The sequence below is a fragment of the Halomonas sp. R57-5 genome (assembly GCF_900070345.1).
GTDB classification, from domain to species: Bacteria; Pseudomonadota; Gammaproteobacteria; order Pseudomonadales; family Halomonadaceae; genus Vreelandella; species Vreelandella ventosae_B.
The window spans coordinates 3,814,490-3,836,591 of the sequence record NZ_LN813019.1 but is presented as its reverse complement, the minus strand read 5'-3'; the positions used below and the strand labels follow the sequence as shown (position 1 = coordinate 3,836,591).

Sequence of the window (22,102 nt, the reverse complement as noted above, 5' to 3'; positions counted from 1 at the left end):
GAAAATAAAAGTATTACAAATATAGAGATAAAGATATGAATAAGTTTTTGTTGTGGCGCAGAGTGTTTCCTTTCTTAGGCTATTCTTTTCTATTCGTTACTCCTTCTGTATTTGCAATTGATTATGATGTGAATGGAACCAACGTTTCTTTATACGGTTACGCTAAGCTTGATGTGATGTATGACATTGGCGACGTTAAGACCGGGAATAGTAGTGGCATGGGCGATAGTGTGAACTTCTCTAAAATTGCTGTGGATGGCCAACCAAATACAAGTGGGCATTCGAATCTGCATGCGAATGAGTCACGCCTAGGTATCCGCACTACAACGTCGACAGAGAAAGGTGACTTGATTACCAATATCGAGGGTGATTTTTTCTTCGGTAATCTCCGGCTTCGTCAGGCCTATGGCTCATGGAACGGTATTACGGCAGGGCAAACGTGGAGCAATTTTCACACCTTTCTCAGCACTACTCCTACTCTTGATTTTACTGGCCCCGCAGGTCGCGATGCATTCCTTCGACAAGCACAATTGCGGTATTCAGTAGATAATTTTCATGTTGCTATTGAGGATCCGAGTGGTGCCATGTCTGGCAACTCTTTTGACGGAGGCTACGATGCAGTGACTGGTGGTAGATCCATTGCTGGTACTGATGTTGATCGTAAAGATGGCTTGCCAGACATTACGCTTCGGTACGAATCATTGGCTGGCGCATTACGTTGGGCATCAGCTGCCATGATTCGAGAAGTGGCCTTTGACGATGGTGCAGCAAAGGACTCAAAGATCGGGTGGGGAGCTTTTGTCGCGGCTAATTACGCTCTTACGCCAAATACGACGTTGCGTGGCCAAATAACCGGCGGTGAGGGGATTGGGGCTTACATGAAAGTAAACCCGGCACCCTCAGCTTATCGAGCAGGCAACGAGCTAGAGACCATCTTTGCATGGGGGGGAACGATTGGCATTAGTCACGATATAGGCCCTGGTGCTTTCAACGTTTCATACTCACTTGTTAATGCAGATTGGGATAATGCCGAGCGCGATGGCGTTTCTCTTGTTAATACTGGTAGTTCAAGTGAGTTTATAAGCGCTTATGATGAAGAACGTGAACTTGTGCATATTAATTACCAATGGAGTCCTGGTCATAACGTAACCTACGGAATTGAGTTGGCTCATGCTGCACGGCATACTGTGGATGGCCGTAGTGGAAGTGTCGATCGTCTACAAGGGAGTGTTATCTATCGGTTTTAACCTGCGGCTTCGGCCTGAATAAAAAGTTGTAATTGATTATATGTCTATGGCTAGTTGTGCGTATAGTGATCTGAACCTTGCTGCATCGTAAGGTTGCTTTAAGCGTTAGTATTTTTGCTAACGCTTTTTTTAGTTAAGTGGGCTAGAAAAGTCTTTAAAAAGGAGCACTGCGTTGATATAAATATCTAACATCTACGCCAACAGAGTACACCTATGAAACATGGTGTTTTGTGCGAGTGGGCGAGCAGCTAGATGAGATCATGGGGGAGCCTGGGCTTTTATTGTGTTGGGGGAGACAGCATCTCACTCAATAGCGTTTTCCTTGTCTGCTGTAGGGCGTTAATAATATGAACCATCTATTCGTACTCACCGGTGGCCCCGGTGGCGGCAAAACTGCTCTCCTTGATGCCCTAGCGGAGCGGGGCTATCGCGTTGTACCTGAGTCTGCCCGTAGCATCATCAAAGAGCGGTTGGCGGCGGAGCTATCACCTCGGCCAGACCCGGTCGCTTTCGCTCAGGATATTCTGAAATCCGATATTGAAAAGTACCGAAGTGTCGCTGTTGGCGAGCAGGCCACGTTCTTTGATCGTGGGGTGCTGGATGCGCTGTACATGCTGAATGCGGAGAGTGCGTTGTCACGGGCGGACATCGCCAACTATGTTCAAATGATCCTCTATAATCCCGTTGTCTTTCTTCTGCCGCCATGGGAAGACATTTATGCTATAGATTCAGAGCGTGATCAAACGTTTGAGGAGTCCCTTGAGGTATTCGAGGGGATGAAAAGCTGGTATTCGCAATGGGGTTACAAAACGCTGGAAGTGCCGCGTGATACTGTGGAAGAACGCGCGACGTTCATTTTGCAGCGTTTAGAAAACCTTTAGATCGTCACTGTTGGCGGCTCTGTTTCGCGCTTAACGCTATAGTAGGAACATGAAGACAGTTTATCGAAGATAAACCCACCAAGATACTCAAGCGCTGGTTCTGCTAATGGCGCAGCTTGGGTATAACACCAAGCGCCGCTTAAATATCGAACAAAACCGTTAACCAAGCGTGGCACGTAGCCCCTTTTCCTACGCGTCAACGAAATCGATGCTACGACATTATCGCTTGGGTTTGATGCTTTTCCAGACCAGCCCAACCAGAGTGATCGCCAACACGGCGAACAGCACGACGGAACCTGTTGAATCCAGTGCCTGCAGAGTCAGGCCTGAAACGACCAGCCAGAGCGCGGGAATGATGGCGGCGATCCAGAGGGCGAAACCCCGGAGTATGATAAGCACCAGGCCCAGTGTGGTCACCGCCGTGGGATCGGCATGTATGCCGAACACTTCCGCCTGATGCCAGGAACCGCCACTTAGGGGCGCCATCAGCGGCATGATGATCAGGCCGAAGAGGGTGATGGTGATGCCTGTCGCAACCGGTGGGTTTGTTGCGCGTGGCGCGTTATCCATTCCCCACCCCGTTAACGCCATCACTACCAGCAGCACGGCCTGGGCGATGAAGGCGTAGCCAACATAGCCTCCGGCCCAGTTAAGTTCTGCATAGCGCTGAAGGAAAAAAGCGACGGCGACGAAGGCCCAGAGCGGGGCGGGTAGCAGGCAGGCTGTTCGCGGGCGGTTTTTCAGCGCCAGCGCAAGGGTTGCGGCGCCGAGCCCGAGTGTCAGTAGATGCAGCGGCCAGAAGGTTTCGCCCATGCGCTCCAGTAAGCGAAAGTAAACCTCCGCCGTGAAGGGAATAAAGTCCTGCAGCTGGTAGCTTGTCCACTCGTTCATAGCGACTCGATATAGGCGATCATCCGTTGCCGGGCATTGGCCAAAGGCATGGGGGAGTGGCCGGCGCGCATGTTCTCGCGCATGTGCTCGACCTGGGTGGTGGCGGGTATCGCGCAGGTTAAAGCCGGGTGGCTGACGATAAACTTCAGCAGAAAGTCCGCCCAGGTTGTGCAGCCGCATTCCTCATTGGCCCACTCGGGCAACGGCGCGTTACGTCGCTTGAGGTTCTTGATCAGGCTGCCGCCATCGTATGGCCGATTAGCGATTATGCCGATGCCCCGTTCTTCTGCCAGGGGGAGTAGCCGGTTTTCGGCCTCGCGGTGGGTGATGTTGTAGGTGAGCTGAACGAAGTCGATATCCTCTGACGTCATGATCTGCTCGATCTCGCTGTGGCGGCATCCGTGGGAGGTGGTGATGCCGACATGGCGGATGGTGCCTTCGGCTTTCATCTCCTGTAGTGCTGCCAAGTGCTCACGCCAGTCGGTTAGGTTGTGTACCTGCACCAAATCGAACTGCTCCACCTTCCAGCGCTCTTTAAGCTCCGCCACCTGCTCGCGGGCGGAGCCACCGGCGGGGCTCCAGACCTTCTCTGCAGCAAACAGACTCTCGGGCGTGCCGAGCTGTTGCAAGGCATAGCCCATCACATCCGGCGCCGAGCCATACATGGGCGAAGAGTCGATCAGGCCACCGCCATGCTCGAAAAATGCCTTAACCACCTCGGTACGCGCATCGAGCAGCTCAGGGTCGCTGCCAACGTTGAAGGTGCGCCAGGTGCCCATGCCGATAACGGGCAGCTTTTTGTCAGTGCCCGCAAAAGCCTTCTGTTGCATCCCGACCGCGTTGGCAAGAAGTGATGCCGTTGGGAGCGTCATGGCGGCGAGCGTGGCGCCGATGAGCGTAAGGCTTTGTCTGCGCGTGATGCGATGCTTGATGTGAGGCTTCATAGCGGTCGCTCCTTCAGGTTTTTTTGAATCGGCACCGTGGCAGCCAACACCAGCACAAAGCATGTCAGCACAAATACCTTATTCACAAACCAGTTGGTGCGCCAGATCGACCACTCAGGGTCGGCGAGAAAACTGATCCAGGGGGTTGGTTTTGGGGCGGGCAGTGACATGACATCGCTCCAGTGCTGTGCCGTTAATTGCTCGGGCTCACACCATCTGAAAAGGCTGCTTGCGCGTTGGCGGAGGATAGGCGGCGTCGATCTGGGCCAGATCATCTTCATCGAGTCTGACGTTATCTGCATCAAAGTTCTGTTTGAGGTGCTCCAGATTTACGGCTTTAGGAATAGCAATCACGCCAGAGTGGCGCAGTGCCCAGGCGAGGGCGACTTGCGCGGTGGTGGCGCTGTGTTTGTCGGCTATGCGTTGCAGGGCGGCGTTATGCAATAGCGCGCCGCCTTGCCCAATGGGGCAATAGGCCATGAGCGGCATGTTGTGTTGCGCTTGCCAGGGCAGCAGGTCGTATTCAATGCCCCGTGCTTCAGGGTTATAGAGCACCTGATTGGTGGCGCAAGCTGGCGCGTCGAGCTCTACTAAGTCGTCAATATCAAAGTTCGACACGCCCCAGCGCAGTATCTTTCCCTGCTCGCGCAGCCGCTCAAACGCTTCCACTGTTTCGCTCAATGGATACTGGCCGCGCCAGTGCAGCAGGTACAGATCGATAGTGTCAGTGCCCAATCGGCGCAGGCTGCGCTCGCAGGCGGCTTGTACACCCTTAGTGCTGGCGTTGTGGGGGTAGACCTTGCTGACCAGGTACACCTCATCGCGCCGACCGTGGATAGCTTGGCCAACGATCTCCTCAGCGCCACCCTCGGCATACATCTCGGCGGTATCGATCAGCGTCATGCCCAGATCCAGCCCTTCGCGCAGCGCCCTGACCTCAGCCTGCCGCTGCCCGGCATTCTCGCCCATATGCCAGGTTCCCTGGCCTATGCGGGGTACACTTTCTCCGCCTAGTTCGATCGTCTGCATAGTCTCTTCCCGGTTGTGATGCTGTTCCGACTCATGTTCATTAAATGCAGTAACCACCCGAAGGAGTATAAGCTACCAATCAACCAACACGGCAATCCATCGGACGCTCCTTGAGTATGCTCAACGAGCGACATAATGTTGAGAATCTTATTGAGCGAGGAAATTGAAATGACGCATAGAAAGCAAGCGGTCGTTCTTATTCACGGTTTGTTTGGCTCTTTGAACGATCCGAAAATATTGGCAGAGTTCGATCAAGTAGAGGTGCATGCGCCTGACTTGATTGGCTACGGCGCGCTTTCCCAGCAAGAAACAGCAGGCATCGATTTACTCGCTCAAGCGGAACACGTTGCTAAGTACATTTTAGACGCCGGAATTGAACAGGCTCACATCGTAGGACACTCGGTAGGAGGCGCAATTGCAGTTTTGCTGGCCGATCGTTTTCCAGAGCTAGTGGCGTCTTTAATCAGCGTGGAAGGAAACCTCACTATTAAAGACGCTTTCTGGTCTGCCGAATTGGCCTCTATGCCGATAGAGAAAGTTGAAGAAATAGTGGCCGGTTATAGGCACGCGCCATCTGATTGGTTCGCGAGCGCCGGCGTGCCTATTACGGAATGGACGTCGCGTTTAGCTACCTCCTGGCTTTCCAATCAGCCAGCGACGACCATAAAAGCGCAAGCCAAAGCGGTAGTCGAAGCGACGAAGCCGAGTACGTATCTCCAAACCCTCTCTCGCCTTATCGATTCTGGCCTTGCCGTCAGTTTAATTGCTGGCTCTCGATCGCCTGATGGTTGGGACGTACCCGATTGGTTAACTCGGACATGCACGATGCGAATTAACATTGCGGACACAGGGCATCTAATGATGGCGGAGAGTCCGGCTCGATTTTCGAGTGCTGTTCAAACGTGTGTCGCGTACAACAAATCATAACGTAGTGTCTTAAACTGCCGCACTACAAAGCACGTATGGGCTGGATGATTCTCTGGTACTCGTCTTTCGGAAGCGCTTTCAACGAGGACGTTGGCGCAACGACATTGGTGGGCGAAGACATTGCCATCGTTATTTGCCCTGGTTGTCGATGAGGTGACAGATAACCTGCCGACGTTTCAGCGGGACTAGACTTCTCTATAAGTTAATAAGATTGAACTACTACAGCCGCTCGACAGTCAACGCTAAATTGAGTGCCAAGGGGAGCCGCGGTAGCAGCGTTGCCTGGTAAGCGTGGTAGAGATCGGGCTTGATGTCGCCTTCGGTAGTGTCGATCTGTAGCTTACCGTCGAGTTCCTGATACCAGCCGCCCCGCGCGCGATCTATAAAAGTGGTATCGATGAAATCCCAAAGCCGCCGATACCAGCGCTCGTAGTGGGGCTGATCTGTGCGCCGTAGAAACGCGGCAGAGGCGGCCAGTGCTTCGGCGTGAGTCCAGTGGCGACGCCGCAGGGAGTTTGGGCGACCCTCCCAATCCACGGTATACACTAGCCCCGGGGCGCCGTCGGTGGCCCAGCCGTCACGCAGGCTGGCGTCAAATAGCGCCGCGGCGTCAGCGAATAACCAAGAAGGAGCTGCGCGGCCGCGAGATTCAAGCGCTGCCTCCAGGTGTAGCATCAGTCGCGACCACCCGAAACCGTGTCCCGGCGTGGCGCCATAGGGATAGAACCCGTCGTCGGGGCGGTCGGCGTTGTGCTCCGGCCATTCTGACCAGTCGCCATGAAAATGCTCGAGGATGCGGTAATCCCGGGGAGCCGCGTGGTGGTGAATCAGCCGTTCAACGATGGCTAGCGCCCGGTMAAGCCATAGCGGTTCGTCGCGCACATCGGCTAGTGCTAAGCACAGCTCTACGCCGTGCATGTTGCTGTTACCGCCGCGGTAGTCGCTCAGTTCGCTCCAGTCCTGGCTAAAACTCTCGACAAAAGCTTGCTCATCCATCGACCAGAAGCGGGTGTCGATCACTCCAATGGCCTCTTCGAGCAGAGCCGCCGCGCCGGGAATGTCGGCGTGGGTTGCAGTGGCGGCACCGAGGGCGACGAAGTGATGGGTATAGCACTGCTTAGTGAGGTCTTCGCTGGTGGCGGGGTCGGCCCCGAACCAGCCTCCGTGATGCTCGTCGCGCAGCTTGCCAGACAACGCGCGAATGGCATGCTCGGCCAGTGCTGCAGCGCCTGGTAAGCCTTGTAGCGCCGCCAGGGCACAGCTGTGCGCCATGCGTGCGGTGAGCATGGTGTCGGCGCTGGCGCCGTCGGGAATGCGCCCGTCACCATTGAGTACTGCGAAACCGCCAGAGGCCAGACGCGCCTGGCGATGAAATTCGAACAATGCGAGCCCTTCGCGGGTCAGCCAGTGGTGATGGGTGGCACTATTAAGCCAGCGCTGGGGTTTTTGATCGGTGTCGTGGTTCATCGCAGCCATGCCTTATGTGATCGAGTGGGATCTCGCCTCAGCCATTGACGAKGGTGCCGCCGGTCTGACAGCTGGAAGACTATATTTAGCGTGTGATTGGCTCTCCTTTACGCAATCCGCCAAGTTAACCATAAAATGAACATCGTCTAATTTCTAATTGATTGATATTAAGCTTTATTAGAGTATGAGAGCGAATCGATTAGAATTGGACATATGATTAGCAACTTTACGATTGCCGGGTGGGGCAGCTATCGCCCTCGCACCCTGTTAACTTCGCGCGCCCTGGACGAGCGTCAAGGTCAATCGCCCGGCTGGACTGAACGTCAGTTTGGCATTGCCGCGCGCCATGTCGCGAGCGAGGAGGAGACTACCTCGATGATGGCGACCGAGGCCGCCCGCGAGGCGTTGAACCGCGCTGGCTGGGGCAATACACCGCCCGACGTCATCATTGGCGGTTGTGGCGTTATGGAGCAACCGATTCCGTCTACAGCCGCTTTAGTCCAGAACCGTCTCGGCTTTGGCCAGTCCGGCGTGCCTAGCTTCGACGTTAACCAGACCTGTTTATCCTTTATGGTGGCACTGGATATCGCCGCTATGGGAATTGCCTGCGGGCGCTGGCGGCGAGCGCTTGTATTTGCGAGCGATATTGCGTCGGCAGGGCTTAATCCTGAGGAACCGAAAACGCGCTCCATCTTTGGCGATGGCGCAGCGGCACTGGCGATTGAGGCGACGTCAGACCCAATCTGTGGAATGCGTTCAAGCGTTTCGGTTACCCATGGTGCTCACCATGCGCTAGCGCAGCTTCGCGCGGGCGGCACAAAGTTGCGCATCGCTGAAGGTTACCAGGCGCTGGTCGCCGGTTCCTATTTCGAGATGGACGCCTTTGGCATCTTCAAGGCCGCTGCCAAAGCGTTGCCTGGCGTCATCGAGCGTGCGCTCGAGCAGGCGGAAATAAGCAAGGATGATCTCGCCTGCGTGATTTGCCACCAGGCGAGTGCGCCAGGGGTCGAGCATATCAAGCGGCTTTTCGCGCCCAACAGTGACCGCGTGGTCAATATCTTCCCAACGACCGGTAACCAGATCGCCGCCTCAATCCCGAGCGTGCTCGCCCACGCACTCACGACGGGGGTCGCCAAGCCGGGTGACTATATCCTGCTGTTGGGCACTGCCGCGGGGATCAGTGCCAGTGCAATGGTGCTCAATCTATGAGTCAACGGCGTATCCTTATCACCGGGGCGACCGGCGGGCTGGGCATGGCGCTGGTGCGCGAGGCGCTAAAACGCGGGCATGCTGTGCGAGCCACAGGGCGTTCGCAGGCGGCGGGCGAGGCGCTTACGTCACTCGGCGCGCAGTTTGTTAGGGCGGATCTTACCCAGCCAGAAATTGATTTTCGCGGGCTCTTAAAGGATGTCGATAGCGTGATTCATGCCGCCGCCTTATCGGCCAGCTGGGGCCCCCGGCGAGCATTTGAGATTCACAACATTCAACTGACCGAACGCCTGCTTGAAGCGGCCAGCCGCTCGGGCGTTGAGCGTTTCGTGTTTGTTTCTTCGCCGTCAGTTTTTGCTGCGTATCGTGACCGGATAGCCATCGGCGAATATGACGGCCCCGCGCTTCAGCCACTTAATCATTACGCACGTACCAAGCACGCGGCGGAACGCAGCGTGCTTGCGCCGCGGGAAGACGCCATGGCCTGCTGCGCCATTCGCCCGCGGGCGCTAGKGGGGCCGGGCGATCAGGTGATCCTGCCCAAGCTGGCCGAGCTTGCGGGGCGCGAGCGGATGCCGCTTCCGCGTGGCGGCAGGGCGCTGATTGAGTTGACCGATCTGCGCGACGCCGCATGGGCTATCTGCGCCGCTGAGGAGCAGGCAGTCGGGCTTGCCGGAAAGGCAATCAACATATCGGGAGGTAGCCCCATTGCGGTACGAGAGGTGGCTGGTAAGCTCGCCGATGCGTTGGGAAAAACACCGCAGCTTGTCTCGCTGCCGGTTGGCTTGGCGCGTGCTATTGCTGTGCTCAGTGAAAACGCTGCGCTGCTGATGCGCTCTGCTCGCGAGCCGATGCTGACCCGTTACAAGCTGGCGACGCTGGCCTACTCTCAGACCTTTGATCTCGAGCCTGCTCAGCGATTACTCGGCTACCGACCCCAGCATGATGCACTGGCGACTCTGCTGGCCGAAGCGCGGCAGCTTGCCACGCAGGAAAAGCAGCCATGATCCGCGTCGGATTCCGTTGGCTTGAACGCGGTTTATGCCGCCATCCAGAGATCGCCACTCTCTCAGGTGGGAGCCTATGTGCGGTTGATTTTCCCGCCATGGTGGGGGTGATTGAGCACCCGACGCGGGATATTTTGTTGTTTGATACCGGCTATGATCCTGCTTTTATCGATGCAACCGAGACGTTTCCCGAGCGGTTCTATCGCTGGACAACGCCGGTCAAAATTGATGCACAGCAGGCGTGGAGCGCCTGGCTCGCGACCCATGGGATTGAAGACAGCGCGATTGCTGGCACCATCATCTCGCATTTTCATGGCGACCACGTCGCGGGAATGACCCACCTTGCCCAGCGGCCGGTCTATTGCGCCCGTGCGGGCCTTTCCGAATTGCGCCGACCGGGTCGCTTTGGCCGCGTGCGCCAGGGCCTGCTGCCTGCGCTGGTTCCCCAGGCAGCCGATGCAAATGCTCGCTTTTTCGAAGATGCGCCAGCAGTGGCGTTACCCAGTGGGTTCGCGCCCTTCAGCGAAGGTCGTGACATCCTGGGTGACGGTAGTCTGATCGCCGTCGAACTGCCCGGTCATTGCGTCGGCCACTGGGGGCTGGCACTGCGCACCACCGACGATCGCCAGGTCTTGCTGGCTGCTGATGCGGTGTGGCTTGGCAAATCAATCACGCAGCGCCGGCCGCCGCCGTGGCTTACCACCACGCTTCTCGGTGATACCCGTCGTTATCGAGCAACGCTAAACCTGTTGAGCGAGGGGTCGTGCTGCAATGGCGACTTGGTCATCCTACCTTCGCATTGCGCTGCCAGTGCCAAGCGTTTTGGTGACCATTATGCGAACTGACCGGGTCTTAGCCGCATGGATACGAACGCGGCGTGCGCTGAGCCTGTCGCCGGGGCAACTGGCTGCGCGGCGAGCCAGCATGTGGCGCAAGCTGCAGCCTGTCATCGCCCTTACGCCCGCACTGGCAAGATATGCCGGTCGTGATCTGGCGGAGTTTCCGGTCACTGACATCGCGGATCTTCGTGCTGATTACGGCGCTTGGAATAGCCTAGGCATGAGCGATGAGGAACTGCGCGGGTTGGCCGCCGCCTCAGAGCAAGGCACAGCCGTTGGCGAATTGTCGGCAGGCTGGTCGACCGGAACGGGAGGCGGTGCGCGAGGGCTATTTCTCTCCAGCCCCGCAGAACGTGCCGACTACATCGGCCAGAGCCTGGCCCGACTGCTACCGGCGCGTGCCTTGCTCAAGCGCCAGCGGCTCGCCCTGCATTTGCGCGCCAGTAATGCGCTCTACAGCGATGTGGGGCGAGGGCGGTTTACGTTTGCCCATTTCCCCCTCGAAGCGTCGATTGAACAGAGCGTTGCGGAATTGGCGCAATTCGAGCCGACGATCCTGATCGCACCGCCCCATCGGCTGGCCGCTTTCGCTGAAGCAGGGGCGCATTTCCCCTCGCTGCAGCATCTGTTTTGCGGCAGCGAACCCGCCGGTGAAGCTGAGCGCCACTTCTTTACTGAGCGGTTAGGGGTAAGGCCACGCCAAATATACCAAGCGACCGAAGGGTTTCTGGCCGCTGAGTGTGCCAACGGCCGGCTGCATCTCAACGATCATGCGATGGCTATCGAGCTTGAGCCGGTTCCCGGCACGCCCGGCTATCGACCGATCATTACCGACCTTCGCCGCACCAGCCAACCGATTGTCCGTGTTCGCGGCGACGATTATCTTGAGCTCGACGCTTGTTCCTGCCCGTGCGGTTTTGCGGGTCGCGTCATCCATGCGCCTCAAGGCCGGGTGAACGATATCTGGCGCTTTGCAGATCAGAGCGTTACGCCACCCCAAGTGGTAGCCGCGCTTGAGACGGTGCTGGGGGGCGACAAGATCTGGCAGGCTGAAGCGGGGCCTGAGCGCGTCGTGCTGCATTTGTCGCCGCCTTGCCCAGCCACGATTTCAACCACGGCTGCACAGGCGCTGAGCCAGGCATGGGATTTGCCGGTGCCGGTTGAGGTCTTTCATGATCTAAGCGCGTGGAGCGGCCCCAAGCGCCGTAAAGTGGTGTGGCGTGATGGCTAGACGCGTGCTTATTACCGGCGCCCGGGCGGTTGCCGCGCTGGATATTGCCCGGGATTTCGCCGCCGCCGGATGGGAGCCGCATCTGGCTGACAGCGTACCGGTGCGCATGGCGCGCTGGTCGCAAGCACCTGCGCGGGTTCACCGCTATCCCGCGCCACGGCAGCAGGGCGAAGCCTTTCGCGCGCGTATTGTCGAGCTAGTCGATACCTTCGGTTTCGAGCGGGTGGTGCCGACCTGCGAGGAGGTTTTCCATCTTGCGGCGCCCGCCCTTCAGTGCCGATTGGGTGAGCGCCTGTTTGTGCCTAACCTTGCCACGTTGCGCCAACTACACGACAAGCTCGCCTTTGCGCGCCACTGTGGCGAATGGGGCCTGCCCGTGCCGGACAGCCATCCGATAGACTCCGTAGAAGACTTGACTCGCTTCGCTAGCAGAAGTCGCGAGTGGGTGTTCAAACCGCGTTTTAGCCGATTCGGTGATAGCGCACTGGTCGCCCCAGGCCGGCGTGCGTTGTCCGCTATTACACCCAGCCACGACAACCCCTGGATGGCACAAACGCGTATTTACGGCGAAGAAGTCTGCTTTCACGGCGTGGCGCATCGGGGAGAGTTGGTTGCCTTTGCTGCCTACCGTTCCAGCTGGCGCCTGGGCGGAGGGGCTGGCTATGCTTTCGAACCTGTCGCTGATCAGCATCGCGAAGCGCTACGAAAAATAGCTGTTCGCCTGGCGCAGTGTGCCGCCATTCATGGGCAGTTCGCCTGCGATGCAATGTTCGATGAAGCTGGCGTTGCTTACTTGCTTGAGTGCAATCCGCGCGCGACCAGCGGTGTGCATCTGCTCACTGGTGCCGGTCATCTTGCCCATGCAATCGGTGACGGGATCGCCGCACCTGAAGCCGCGCCACGCACTCTTTATCTTGGCCCGGCGATGGTCGTATTTGGCCTGTCGCAGGCGGTGCGTGGTGCGCGTATGCGCGATTGGTGGCGCTGCGTTGCTACCGGGCGCGACGTGGTGTCTCGGCCTGGCGATCGCTGGCCTTTGCTTGGTGCGCTTTGCGACGCCGCCTCCTTCTCCCTGACGGGTTTCAAACACAATATCTCGACGAATGCCGCCGCCACTTACGATCTCGAGTGGAATGGTGAGGAGCTGCCTTAATGACATTCCCCCAGTCAGTCCGTGATGCCTGGCACATGGTTGCCTTATCGAAAGACCTGAAACGCGGCAAAGCGCAAAAGGTCATGTGTTGCGATACACCGATTGCACTCTTTCGCAGCGAAGAGGGGATTGGCGCCTTGGTTGATCGCTGCCCGCACCGCAATTACCCACTTTCTGAAGGGCGTGTGCACAAGGGGGCRCTCGAGTGCCCTTACCACGGCTGGCGCTTCGCAAGCGATGGAACCTGTATCGAAGTGCCCGGTTGTTTGGTCGATACGGCCCATGATCAAAAGCTGAAGGCCGACGCACTGCGCGTAGTCGAACGGCACGGCGGGATCTTTGTGGCGCTTTCTGACGCGGCACCGCCCGAGCCCGTGTTACCGCCTGATTTTGGCAACCCTGAACTTGATCATTTCTGGTGGCAACAAGGCACCTGGGTGGGTCGCGCCTACGATGCGGTTGAAAATGTGATGGATCCGTTCCACACCAATCATCTGCATCATGGTTTTATTCGTCGCCGGGATCGACGCTTGCCAGTGGAGCTGATTGTTACCAGCCACGGCGACGGGATCGATATGGCCATCGAGCAAACCCAGCCTGACTATGGTCTGATGTCGCGCTTTTTGGAGCGCGACCGCTCGCGCAGTGTATCGCGCTATTATCCGCCCACTACGGTTCAAGCGCGCTGGGAAGGTGAGACCAAGCTAACCCTGTGTGTCACCGCCATTTTCACACCAGCGACAGGAAGTAGTTTCACTCCTTTCGCGCGCTTTTCGACACCCAAGGGGTTGGCGCCAAGCTGGCTCAAACAAGCAGCCATACGATTGTTCCTGGCCCCAGTGGTCTCGCAGGATCGTCGTGCACTAGAGCGCCAGCACGAAGTGATGACTCACTTCGGACAACCTAAATTCATCTCTGGGCCTGGCGATATTCTCAAAACCAGGTTGCATCGACTCTGGGTCGGTGAGCAGTTAGAGCCCGGCACTGATCCAGCCGTGGAGGTAAGGCTTTAGCCCCCGCGTAAACCCTCGACAAGGCGGGGAGCCGGCACCTTAATTAATCCGAGCATCGTTTGACTCTGCGCGGGCTTGTATTTGTTGCCTGACGCTTTCGAGGGTGGGCCGCAATGCTGCCAGCCTGCATTGTGCTCGGTATAGACCTGTCCATGCGAGCTGTAGGACGCGTAGATAAGCCATTGTAATTCATGCTCATTGCTTACCTGAAACGCTTGGCAGGGTTCAACTTGGCTTAGGCAGGCTGAGCCCTGCTCAATTAACAAGGCGAGCAGTGGCTCGGGTAGCGTGGCGTCTTCAGGGTTCACGCTAAACTGCTGGGCGACATCATCCAGGTTGTGGGTATCCACGAGTGGATCCTGGTTCCAGCGATTGGTTTGCTTTAGCGAGAGATCAATACGCCGTATCAGCTCAGGTCGCGATTGGGCAAACTCGCTGTCAGCGAGTGCTTGTAATGCCAAACTGCCCGGCTGGCCGAGGTGAAAGCGTAGATAGCGGTAGTCGAAAGCATCCACAGTGGTGCGTCCGTCTATCAACCGCTTGACCTGATGCTGGGCCACCCAGTGGCGCATATCCGCCAGCGGCGTATTAACCACGATCAGCGCCCCGGCCACCAGCAGGGCCAAGCCAACATTGGCGCGCTGTAGATTGGGTACTGCTGCTTGCCGTTGCCAAAGCAGAATCAAACTATAGCTGAAGGTAAAGGCCGCGGTTAGCACTTGCAGCAGTGCCGCCCAGAGCCTATCCAAGCTGAGTCCATATTGGTCGATTCGTAGCCAGAGCGCCCAGGCGGCCAGCAGGCTACCTATCGGCAGCAATACGACGGCGAGCATAACGGCGCTGCGTAACCATATAGGATAGGGCAGCTTGTTATCGGTTTGATAGAAAACGGCGTTGAAGAACAGCAGCAGGGTCAGCATCAGCGCCATAAGTATTTGCGCAGCTCTGCCGGTATCCCATATCGGCTGTAGCCCGGTCCAGGGCAGCACGGCAAAGAACATCAATATGATTAGGGCGACCAGCGGCAGTAGCGCCTTGATAAGCGCTTCGCACATCAGTCTTACGCTCGCGATAAAACGAAAGCGATTGCGGATCATCACCAGCCCCATGCCAATCACCAGCCAGGTGACTGGATAGAAAAAAGCGGGTGTTTGGAACAATGTTTTGAAAAAGTCTAAGCCAATGGCTGAAAAGAGCGCTGCCCACAAAGATAGCAAGCTCCAAAAAACGCCAATGAATAGGCCTAGTTGGGCGATTGTCAGGGCGTGCTCCCATGAGTAATCCAGCATGGGCTGATAGGTTTTTGGCCAAGTGCCACTGGCGGCGCTGCTACGAAAGAGCAGCGCAAGAATAAACAAGGCAACTCCTACGGCCATGCAAAAGGCAAAGGTAAACGGGTGGCCTCCCCACTGCTGCGGCTCGGGCACCTGCTCAACCCAGCCAAGGTGCCAGCCCAGCCAAAACAGTAGGGGAGCCAGCAGCAGCGGTAGGAAGTTGATGCGATCACGCAGTCGCACGATGCTGATCAGATAAAACGCTGGCAAGGCGACTGCGACGGTGTAGAGCGCCTTAAGCCAGCGCTGGTCGGCGACCAGCCAGTACTCATGGTCGATAGCCAAATGTAGCGCATAGAGCGCACAACCCTGTACAAAGGCGAGAAAAATCAAGCCCAGACTGGTGGCCCGGTCCAGGGTATTTAGGCGATTATCGTCCATGACAGCTCTTCTACGGTTGAGTGGCGGCGTGGGGGCCGTAATTCTTCTAAGCAGCTAACGAGCCCTAAGTAACTAGCTGGCTCTAAGTAATTAACTAGCTCTAAGCAACTATAATAACGTGAGAAAGTTACAAAGGTTGCAAAGTGCAAAGATAGACGGCACGAAATACTGCTAATTAATTATGCTGTGCTTTAGGCACGTCGTAAAGCCGGGCCAGGGAGGAGCTTTGAATCTTCTGTTTATATGCAGCGCAAATAGACTCCGCAGTCCGACGGCTGAACGTATCTTTTCAGCTTACCCCGGTATTCAAGCAATCGGAGCTGGAACAAGTTCGAGTGCTAAAACGCCGGTTTCTTGGTGCTTAATTGAGTGGGCTGACATCGTCCTAGTGATGGAAAAGAGCCATCGGAATGAAGTCGCCAAGACGTACGGGGAGTTACTCAAGGGGAAGAGATTAGTCTGCCTGGATATTCCCGACCACTACGAGTTAATGCAGCCTGAACTCATCACCTTGCTCAAGGAAAGGGTTCCTGAGTATGTGCGGCTGTCGGCAGTCGAAACATAGCGAGGAGCTGGTGCGCCGTAGTATTGATCATAGCGATGAAGAGTCGTTCTCCTCCCATTTCAGGTTTATATGAAATTATACTTATAAAAAACCTGGTTTTTTAAAGCTCTGGTCAGGTAAAGTTTMCTTTGACTGCCATGAGCCATAACTAGGAGGGAAGCATGTATCGAGTAGTGATCGTTCTATGTATTTTTTTAGCGGGCTGCACCACAAAACTGTGGGAGCCCAAGCCAGAGAGAGTGATGGCCGTCAACGGCTTCTACGTTAATAAAGAAACGAACGATTTAGTGGTCACCACGCAGCGTGAAGCTTTTTTATTTCCCTCTCAGCAGCAACTTGGCCAGGCGCTGATGCTTAGCCGAGAAGTTGAGTTTCTTCCCGAATTTAGCGGCTTCTCGCTCTCTAGCTCCAATGTGGTGACCGGCAGCATTAAGCTTACACTGCATGAACAGAACCCTTCAGCCGAACTTGTCAGTCAATTAACCGCATTGGGCTTTACGAAAAACCCCGTCACCGATAGCTTCCAGTTGATACGGGAGATTAGAGGCGAGCGATATACCATTGAAGGAAGTTTGCCGCTTGAAAAGCTCGAAAAGGAGTATCAAGTCAGTATGAGCATGCCCAGGGGCCCCATCGATACAGCCGGGCGTGTTATCGCAACGCCTGTTGCCATTACATTTGATGCGGCCGCAACGGTCGTGGCAATTCCTCTCTTCGCACTCTTTGCGGTGTCACAGGGTTTGTTTGGGCCATGAGTAAACAGAGCGTCTTAACGAGCTCACAGGGGAAGTTTAAAAACAGTTGCCTATAGAGTCTGACTAATGCCTAGGATTTTTCTGAAAAGTCGGCGTGCGCAGGCCAGGTAAGGACACAGCCTATTAAAAAGAATCGGATTCGCGTGCGAAGTTACGGGTTGTAAATGAGTGCTTTGATTGGACTCGTGCACGAGCCGATTCTTAATAGAGTATGGCCAAGCGTAATAGTTAACCAGAGGTTTCCTGGTATTTATTAAAGAATAGAGGTTAAGGGTGGGGCTACTCGATAACTTTAAGAAGAAGCGTGCTATTAAAAGCTACATAGAGAAATTGCATAACGTTTTGGTCAACGATTATGGCCGCCAGAAATATTACACACAGCTGCAGGTAAAGCGGATTATTGACCCTTACTGTTTTTCCCGCCGCAACGCCCAGACAGGGTGTTCAGCGAGCCGCTCTTCTAGAAACGCCACAAACGCCCGCACCCGAGGCGGCACCAGCTGCCGCTGGGGCATCACCGCGTAGATGCCGGTTTCCGTTAACCGGTAATCCGGTAGCACCACGCTCAATTGGCCGTTGCGCAGGTATTCGTGGATGTGCCACACCGAGTGCTGCGCGATCCCCTGGCCGCCGAGTACCGCCTCGGTGAGCATTTCACCCTGATTGCTGCGTATGCGGCCGCCTACTTGTATCGCCTCGCTTTGCCCCTGGTTGTCGGTGAGGTGCCAGATATCCTGCCGACGCCGACTGCTGGAAAGTACCAGGCATTGGTGATCGGCCAGGTCGCCGGGGTGTTGTGGGGKGCCGTGGCGTTTCAGGTAGTCGGGAGAGGCGCACAGTACCCGCTCGTCGTCGGCCAGGCGTCGGGCCACCAGGCTGGAATCTTCCAGAATGCCGATGCGAATGCCCAGATCGTAGCCCTCACCCACCAGATCCACTACCTGGTCAGTCAGGCCGACACACAGATCCAGCCGGGGATAACGGTTAAGGAACTCGGGCAACAGCGGTGAAATGTACTGACGCCCGAAGGAGTGGGGCAGGGTGACGCGCAGGGTGCCGGTGACGTTGTCGGCGCTGCCGCGTAGATCCTGGGTGAGTGCTTCCAGCCCCTCCACCAACTCGCGGCCTTGTTCCGCCAGCGCGAGCCCCTCTGGGGTGGGGTGGAGGCGACGGGTTGTGCGGKGCAACAGCCGGACATTGAGACCCTTTTCCAACCGCTGTAGCCGCTGGCTGGCCACGGCCACTGACAGGTCAAGGCTGCGGGCGGCAGCGCTGATCGTGCCCAGATCCACCACGCGAAGAAAAAGGGCGATGTCGCTCAGGCGATCCATGGCCGTCTCATTATCAATTAAATCTTGAAAGTCATTGAAGATACTAAAGGTATCAAGGAGGGCGATGCGGGTCTAGCATTCGTTTCATCACTCCCTGATGGATGTTTCGATGATGACTTCAATCTCTTCGCGCCCGGTTCCCTGGGCGCTCTACGCTTTGACCATTGGTGCCTTCGGCATCGGCACCACCGAGTTCGTAATCATGGGCGTGCTGGAGCAAGTGGCCGCTGACCTGGATGTGAGCATCCGCCAAGCGGGCCTGCTGATATCCGGCTATGCCTTGGGTGTGTTCGTGGGTGCGCCGTTGCTCACCATTGCTAGCGCCCGCTGGCCTCGCAAGAGGGTGCTGGTGGCGTTGATGATTATTTTCACCCTCGGCAACCTAGCCTGCGCGCTGGCTCCGAACTACTCGATGCTGATGGTTGCCCGGGTGGCGACTTCTCTAGCACACGGCACTTTTTTCGGCGTCGGTTCGGTGGTCGCCACTGGCCTGGTAGCGCCGGACAAACGGGCCAGTGCCATCGCCACGATGTTCACCGGCTTGACCGTGGCGACGCTGCTGGGCGTGCCCGCTGGCGCTTGGCTGGGGCACGAATACGGCTGGCGCACCACCTTCTGGGCAATTACCGGTGTGGGCGTACTGGCGACCCTGGTGATCGCCCTCATGGTGCCTCGTGACAGCGGTGACGGTGAGACATTGGGTTGGCAAAAGAGTCTGGCGTCGATCGGTCGACCCACGGTGTTATTGGGGCTGTTGATGACAGCGCTTGGCATCGCCGGGGTGTTCACCGTGTTTACCTACATCCAGCCGATGCTAACGGGCATCGCCGGTTTCTCCCAGGATGTGGTGTCGCTGATTCTGCTGGTATTCGGCGTCGGCATGATCATCGGTAACCTGCTCGGCGGACGTCTCGCGGATCGTGGGCTGACACCGGCCCTGATAACCACATTGGCAGTGCTGGCGGCGGTGCTGGGCCTGTTTCCTTTTGCGCTCGGCTATCAGTGGACAACGGTGGTCTTCGTCGGCCTGCTGGGCATGGCCGGTTTCGCGACGGTGGCGCCCTTGCAACTGTGGGTACTTAACCGGGCGGAAGGCGCGGCCAGCCTGGCGTCCAGCTTCAATATCGGTGCGTTCAATCTGGGCAATGCCATTGGTGCGGGCTTGGGTGGTGTGGTGATCGAGCGAAGCGGCAGCTTTACCGCCGTGCCTGGCGCCGCCGCACTGGTTGCTCTTACCGGGCTGGCAGTGGCCGTCTGGGCAATCAAGCGTGAGCATGGCGAGTCCATTGGGCCTGCCTCGGCAATTTCCTGCGAACAGGAGCGAGTGTGATGGAATATCGTTATCTAGGGCGGTCTGGTTTCAAAGTGCCTGCATTGGGGTTTGGAGCTGGCACCTTTGGTGGCAAGGGGCCGCTGTTCAGTGCCTGGGGCAATACCGATGTTGAGCAAGCGAAGCGGCTGATCGATATATGCCTGGACGCTGGGGTCAATCTGTTCGACTCCGCAGATGTTTATTCCGATGGTGCATCGGAAGCGATCCTTGGTGCGGCGATCAAAGGCCGTCGTGACCGGGTGATCGTGTCCACGAAGCTGTCACTACGCAGCGGGGAGGACGCCAATGACGTGGGCAGCTCTCGACACCACTTGATCCGCGCCACCGAGCGCGCACTAAAAAGGCTGGGAACCGATTATATCGATGTGCTGCAACTGCATCACTTCGATGCCATGACCCCGGTGGAGGAGGTGATGTCCGCACTGGATGATCTGGTGCGGGCTGGTAAGGTTCGCTACTTAGGGGCATCCAACTTCTCTGGTTGGCAGTTGATGAAGTCCCAGAGCGTTGCCGAGCGTTATGGCTATGCGCGCTTCGTAGCGAACCAGACGTATTACTCCCTGGTGGGCAGGGATTACGAGTGGGAGCTGATGCCGTTGGGGCAGGATCAAGGCCTGGGTGCTCTGGTGTGGAGCCCGCTGGGCTGGGGCCGCCTGACCGGTAAGATTCGGCGTGGCCAACCACTGCCCGCCGGGAGCCGTCTTCACGAGACCGAAGAATTCGCGCCGCCGGTGCCGAATGAAAGACTGTACCGAGTACTGGACGTGCTATTTGAGATCGCTGAAGAAGTCGGCAAGAGCGTGCCCCAGGTAGCGATTAACTGGTTGCTGCGCCGTCCAACGGTGTCATCGGTTTTGATGGGGGCCCGGGACGAAACCCAGTTACGGCAGAATCTCGGTGCGGTTGGCTGGCGCCTTGATGAAACCCAGGTCGCACGTCTGGATGAGGCGAGTGCGGTGACTCCGCCTTACCCCTATTATCCCTATTGGAACGGCCAGTTCGCTGAGCGTAATCCACCACTGGTATGACTGACATTCACTGAAACTGAGAAAGGGGTGCTCCGGCGCCCCGCCCGAGTATTGATGTGCCATTAATGTTTTGGCATTACAAAAAATAATGTTTGGGGATCTTTAAGAGCCTAGTAAGCGTAGTCACAGTGATGGCTTTCCATTGTGGCCCAGACCCACAGCGAAGCTACGCGTATTGGCCGCATTAGACGTTGCTCATGCGGTGTCTCATCAGCGAGACCACACCTGTTGGAGATGGCGTATCATCGACTGAATGACCTGTCGCCGAGCCTCGTGCTGATCCAGCCGCACACGCTCAAGATTAATGCCTCCTCGGCCATCGCAGTATCTGGAAGGGATGCTTTCCTTGAGCGAATCGTCGGCACTTCCTTTTGGCATGCCATCTTTATCGCCGCAGGGTAACGAGACGTGGCGTTGCAAGTTCTGCTCTTTTCTTGAGTTCAACATGTTCCTGACCTCTATTGCGTCGTCCCAGGTGACGGGATGAAAGCGTGGTTTCATAGGTTCAGGTTCATGCTAATCTTGTTCTAAACTGCAAGGTATTCCATAAAAGCGAGCATTAACTTTGCAAAAACGAACAGGCAAGAATCTCCGGCAACCCCCTGCCATTCCACAGAATACAAGGAGCCATCTGGCCTGGAATGACTTTGAGGTTGTCCTGGCAATAGCGAATGCAGGCTCTTTGTCTGGTGCTTCACGCGCTCTGGGCGTCAGTCACGCCACGGTTTTCCGACGGCTGGGTGATATCGAACAGCGTCTGGGTGTTTCTCTTTTTGAAAGAAGCCGAACTGGCTACCGGCCAACGCTTGCTGGAGAAGAGCTTGCCGGCACCGCCAGAATAATGGATGAAGCAGCTTTGGACGCCGAACGTAAAGTCGCCGGGCGCGACTTGGAGCCGAAAGGGGAAATTTGGACTACCACAACGGACTCTTTGTTGATGGGACTGCTCTCTCCGCTGTTCACACAGTTTCAGCATACATATCCAGGCATCGTGCTGGATGTCGCCGTATCCAACCAGTTGTTCAACCTGACACGCAGAGAAGCTGACGTCGCCATCCGTCCATCCAACGCTCCCCCTGAAAATCTGATTGGGCGACCGCTGACCGCTATTGGACAAGCTGTCTACGGACACCGAAGCCTCAATTTGACACCAGGGGCTTCCATCAAGAGCCTTGCTAGCCAACCCTGGATTGGTGCCGGATCACGATTGCAGGATTCAGCATTGGATCAGTGGATGGATAAGCACGCGCTAAAAACGGCCTGTGTCTACCGTGTGGATACCCTGGTCAATATACTCAGCGCTGTTCGCTCCGGTATGGGGTTGGCCGTTCTGCCCTGCTATCTTGCCGACGAAGACCCAGACATTATCCAGCTCACTGATCCCATCCCCGAGCTGGAATACGGCTTGTGGTTTCTAATGCACCCGGATCTACGTGGCGTAGTGAGGATTCATGCGTTTATGGATTTTCTAACAGAAACTGTTCGTGCACAGAAACAACGCCTGGCAGGGCCATTATTAGGCTAGCTTGGTTCGCTA

General features: G+C 56.6%; 24 protein-coding genes. 16 read left to right on the top strand and 8 right to left on the bottom strand.

The window, feature by feature from the left end; genetic code table 11:
* Positions 1–35 precede the first annotated feature (35 nt).
* Positions 36–1,247: a DcaP family trimeric outer membrane transporter gene (locus HALO_RS17605; protein ID WP_035577341.1), complete on the top strand. Its 1,212-nt coding sequence runs from the start codon at positions 36–38 to the stop codon at positions 1,245–1,247.
* A gap of 347 nt (positions 1,248–1,594) precedes the next feature.
* Positions 1,595–2,128: an AAA family ATPase gene (locus HALO_RS17600; RefSeq protein WP_035577344.1), complete on the top strand. Its 534-nt coding sequence runs from the start codon at positions 1,595–1,597 to the stop codon at positions 2,126–2,128.
* A gap of 219 nt (positions 2,129–2,347) precedes the next feature.
* On the opposite strand, the gene HALO_RS17595 is transcribed toward HALO_RS17600, so the two are convergent.
* The 4 genes from HALO_RS17595 to HALO_RS17585 all read right to left on the bottom strand — a co-directional run bounded on the left by HALO_RS17595 (position 2,348) and on the right by HALO_RS17585 (position 4,992).
* On the bottom strand, positions 2,348–3,019 hold the full coding sequence (locus tag HALO_RS17595) for a hypothetical protein (RefSeq protein ID WP_035577346.1): 672 nt from the start codon (positions 3,017–3,019) through the stop codon (positions 2,348–2,350).
* A complete protein-coding gene (locus HALO_RS17590; RefSeq protein WP_231896742.1) occupies positions 3,016–3,849 on the bottom strand; it encodes an aldo/keto reductase in 834 nt (277 codons plus the stop codon). Before HALO_RS17590 ends, HALO_RS17595 begins: the two co-directional genes overlap by 4 nt.
* Before the next feature lie 110 nt (positions 3,850–3,959).
* Positions 3,960–4,133, bottom strand: coding sequence for a hypothetical protein (locus HALO_RS23150; RefSeq protein ID WP_157693183.1), 174 nt, complete (start codon positions 4,131–4,133; stop codon positions 3,960–3,962).
* 37 nt (positions 4,134–4,170) lie between these two features.
* The gene (locus HALO_RS17585) at positions 4,171–4,992 is read right to left on the bottom strand and encodes an aldo/keto reductase (RefSeq protein WP_035577350.1); all 822 of its coding nucleotides are present in this window, start codon (positions 4,990–4,992) and stop codon (positions 4,171–4,173) included.
* A gap of 135 nt (positions 4,993–5,127) precedes the next feature.
* On the opposite strand from HALO_RS17585, the gene HALO_RS17580 reads away from it, so the two are divergent.
* Positions 5,128–5,919, top strand: a complete 792-nt coding sequence (locus HALO_RS17580; RefSeq protein WP_197671949.1) for an alpha/beta hydrolase — start codon at positions 5,128–5,130, stop codon at positions 5,917–5,919.
* 14 nt (positions 5,920–5,933) lie between these two features.
* The gene (locus HALO_RS23630; RefSeq protein ID WP_268746293.1) at positions 5,934–6,071 is read left to right on the top strand and encodes a DUF899 family protein; all 138 of its coding nucleotides are present in this window, start codon (positions 5,934–5,936) and stop codon (positions 6,069–6,071) included.
* A 67-nt stretch (positions 6,072–6,138) separates the two neighbouring features.
* Here the strand turns inward: HALO_RS23630 and HALO_RS17575 are convergent, their stop codons facing one another.
* Positions 6,139–7,386 carry an AGE family epimerase/isomerase gene (locus HALO_RS17575; RefSeq protein WP_050713768.1) on the bottom strand — a complete coding sequence of 416 codons (1,248 nt, stop codon included), beginning with the start codon at positions 7,384–7,386 and terminating at the stop codon, positions 6,139–6,141.
* 213 nt (positions 7,387–7,599) lie between these two features.
* Here HALO_RS17575 and HALO_RS17570 point away from each other — a divergent pair, with 213 nt between their 5' ends.
* From HALO_RS17570 to HALO_RS17545, 6 genes are read left to right on the top strand one after another with little or no spacing between them, the layout of a single operon-like run.
* A complete protein-coding gene (locus HALO_RS17570; RefSeq protein ID WP_035577354.1) occupies positions 7,600–8,595 on the top strand; it encodes a 3-oxoacyl-[acyl-carrier-protein] synthase III C-terminal domain-containing protein in 996 nt (331 codons plus the stop codon).
* Positions 8,592–9,602 (top strand): NAD-dependent epimerase/dehydratase family protein, encoded by a 1,011-nt coding sequence (locus tag HALO_RS17565; RefSeq protein ID WP_050713767.1) that lies wholly within the window; start codon positions 8,592–8,594, stop codon positions 9,600–9,602. The genes HALO_RS17570 and HALO_RS17565 overlap by 4 nt, the downstream gene beginning before the upstream one ends.
* Positions 9,599–10,447 carry an MBL fold metallo-hydrolase gene (locus HALO_RS17560; RefSeq protein WP_035577358.1) on the top strand — a complete coding sequence of 283 codons (849 nt, stop codon included), beginning with the start codon at positions 9,599–9,601 and terminating at the stop codon, positions 10,445–10,447. Before HALO_RS17565 ends, HALO_RS17560 begins: the two co-directional genes overlap by 4 nt.
* Positions 10,437–11,672 carry a hypothetical protein gene (locus HALO_RS17555; RefSeq protein WP_050713766.1) on the top strand — a complete coding sequence of 412 codons (1,236 nt, stop codon included), beginning with the start codon at positions 10,437–10,439 and terminating at the stop codon, positions 11,670–11,672. The genes HALO_RS17560 and HALO_RS17555 overlap by 11 nt, the downstream gene beginning before the upstream one ends.
* Positions 11,665–12,825, top strand: a complete 1,161-nt coding sequence (locus tag HALO_RS17550) for an ATP-grasp domain-containing protein (RefSeq protein ID WP_035577360.1) — start codon at positions 11,665–11,667, stop codon at positions 12,823–12,825. Before HALO_RS17555 ends, HALO_RS17550 begins: the two co-directional genes overlap by 8 nt.
* The gene (locus HALO_RS17545; protein WP_050713765.1) at positions 12,825–13,838 is read left to right on the top strand and encodes an aromatic ring-hydroxylating oxygenase subunit alpha; all 1,014 of its coding nucleotides are present in this window, start codon (positions 12,825–12,827) and stop codon (positions 13,836–13,838) included. The genes HALO_RS17550 and HALO_RS17545 overlap by 1 nt, the downstream gene beginning before the upstream one ends.
* Here the strand turns inward: HALO_RS17545 and HALO_RS17540 are convergent.
* Positions 13,835–15,553 carry a DUF4153 domain-containing protein gene (locus HALO_RS17540; RefSeq protein ID WP_081899031.1) on the bottom strand — a complete coding sequence of 573 codons (1,719 nt, stop codon included), beginning with the start codon at positions 15,551–15,553 and terminating at the stop codon, positions 13,835–13,837. The genes HALO_RS17545 and HALO_RS17540 overlap by 4 nt on opposite strands.
* Positions 15,554–15,779: 226 nt before the next feature.
* Between HALO_RS17540 and HALO_RS17535 the strand changes: the two genes are divergently transcribed.
* The 3 genes from HALO_RS17535 (at position 15,780) to HALO_RS23785 (ending at position 17,398) form a co-directional block, all read left to right on the top strand.
* Positions 15,780–16,118, top strand: a complete 339-nt coding sequence (locus tag HALO_RS17535; protein ID WP_035583136.1) for a low molecular weight protein tyrosine phosphatase family protein — start codon at positions 15,780–15,782, stop codon at positions 16,116–16,118.
* A 242-nt stretch (positions 16,119–16,360) separates the two neighbouring features.
* Positions 16,361–16,873, top strand: a complete 513-nt coding sequence (locus tag HALO_RS17530) for a hypothetical protein (RefSeq protein ID WP_152561122.1) — start codon at positions 16,361–16,363, stop codon at positions 16,871–16,873.
* A 273-nt stretch (positions 16,874–17,146) separates the two neighbouring features.
* A complete protein-coding gene (locus HALO_RS23785) occupies positions 17,147–17,398 on the top strand; it encodes a DUF6559 family protein (RefSeq protein WP_369333475.1) in 252 nt (83 codons plus the stop codon).
* Here HALO_RS23785 and HALO_RS17525 read toward each other — a convergent pair.
* On the bottom strand, positions 17,281–18,204 hold the full coding sequence (locus HALO_RS17525) for a LysR family transcriptional regulator (protein WP_050713764.1): 924 nt from the start codon (positions 18,202–18,204) through the stop codon (positions 17,281–17,283). The two genes, HALO_RS23785 and HALO_RS17525, sit on opposite strands and share 118 nt — an antisense overlap.
* A 109-nt stretch (positions 18,205–18,313) precedes the next feature.
* Here HALO_RS17525 and HALO_RS17520 point away from each other — a divergent pair, with 109 nt between their 5' ends.
* Positions 18,314–19,534, top strand: a complete 1,221-nt coding sequence (locus HALO_RS17520; RefSeq protein WP_231896741.1) for an MFS transporter — start codon at positions 18,314–18,316, stop codon at positions 19,532–19,534.
* Complete coding sequence (locus HALO_RS17515) at positions 19,534–20,565, top strand: aldo/keto reductase (RefSeq protein ID WP_035577367.1); 1,032 nt, start codon at positions 19,534–19,536, stop codon at positions 20,563–20,565. The genes HALO_RS17520 and HALO_RS17515 overlap by 1 nt, the downstream gene beginning before the upstream one ends.
* A gap of 210 nt (positions 20,566–20,775) precedes the next feature.
* Here HALO_RS17515 and HALO_RS17510 read toward each other — a convergent pair whose 3' ends face one another.
* Positions 20,776–21,012 carry a hypothetical protein gene (locus HALO_RS17510; RefSeq protein WP_144810280.1) on the bottom strand — a complete coding sequence of 79 codons (237 nt, stop codon included), beginning with the start codon at positions 21,010–21,012 and terminating at the stop codon, positions 20,776–20,778.
* Between the two features lie 118 nt (positions 21,013–21,130).
* On the opposite strand from HALO_RS17510, the gene HALO_RS17505 reads away from it, so the two are divergent.
* Positions 21,131–22,090 carry a LysR family transcriptional regulator gene (locus tag HALO_RS17505; RefSeq protein ID WP_440870492.1) on the top strand — a complete coding sequence of 320 codons (960 nt, stop codon included), beginning with the start codon at positions 21,131–21,133 and terminating at the stop codon, positions 22,088–22,090.
* Positions 22,091–22,102 lie beyond the last annotated feature (12 nt).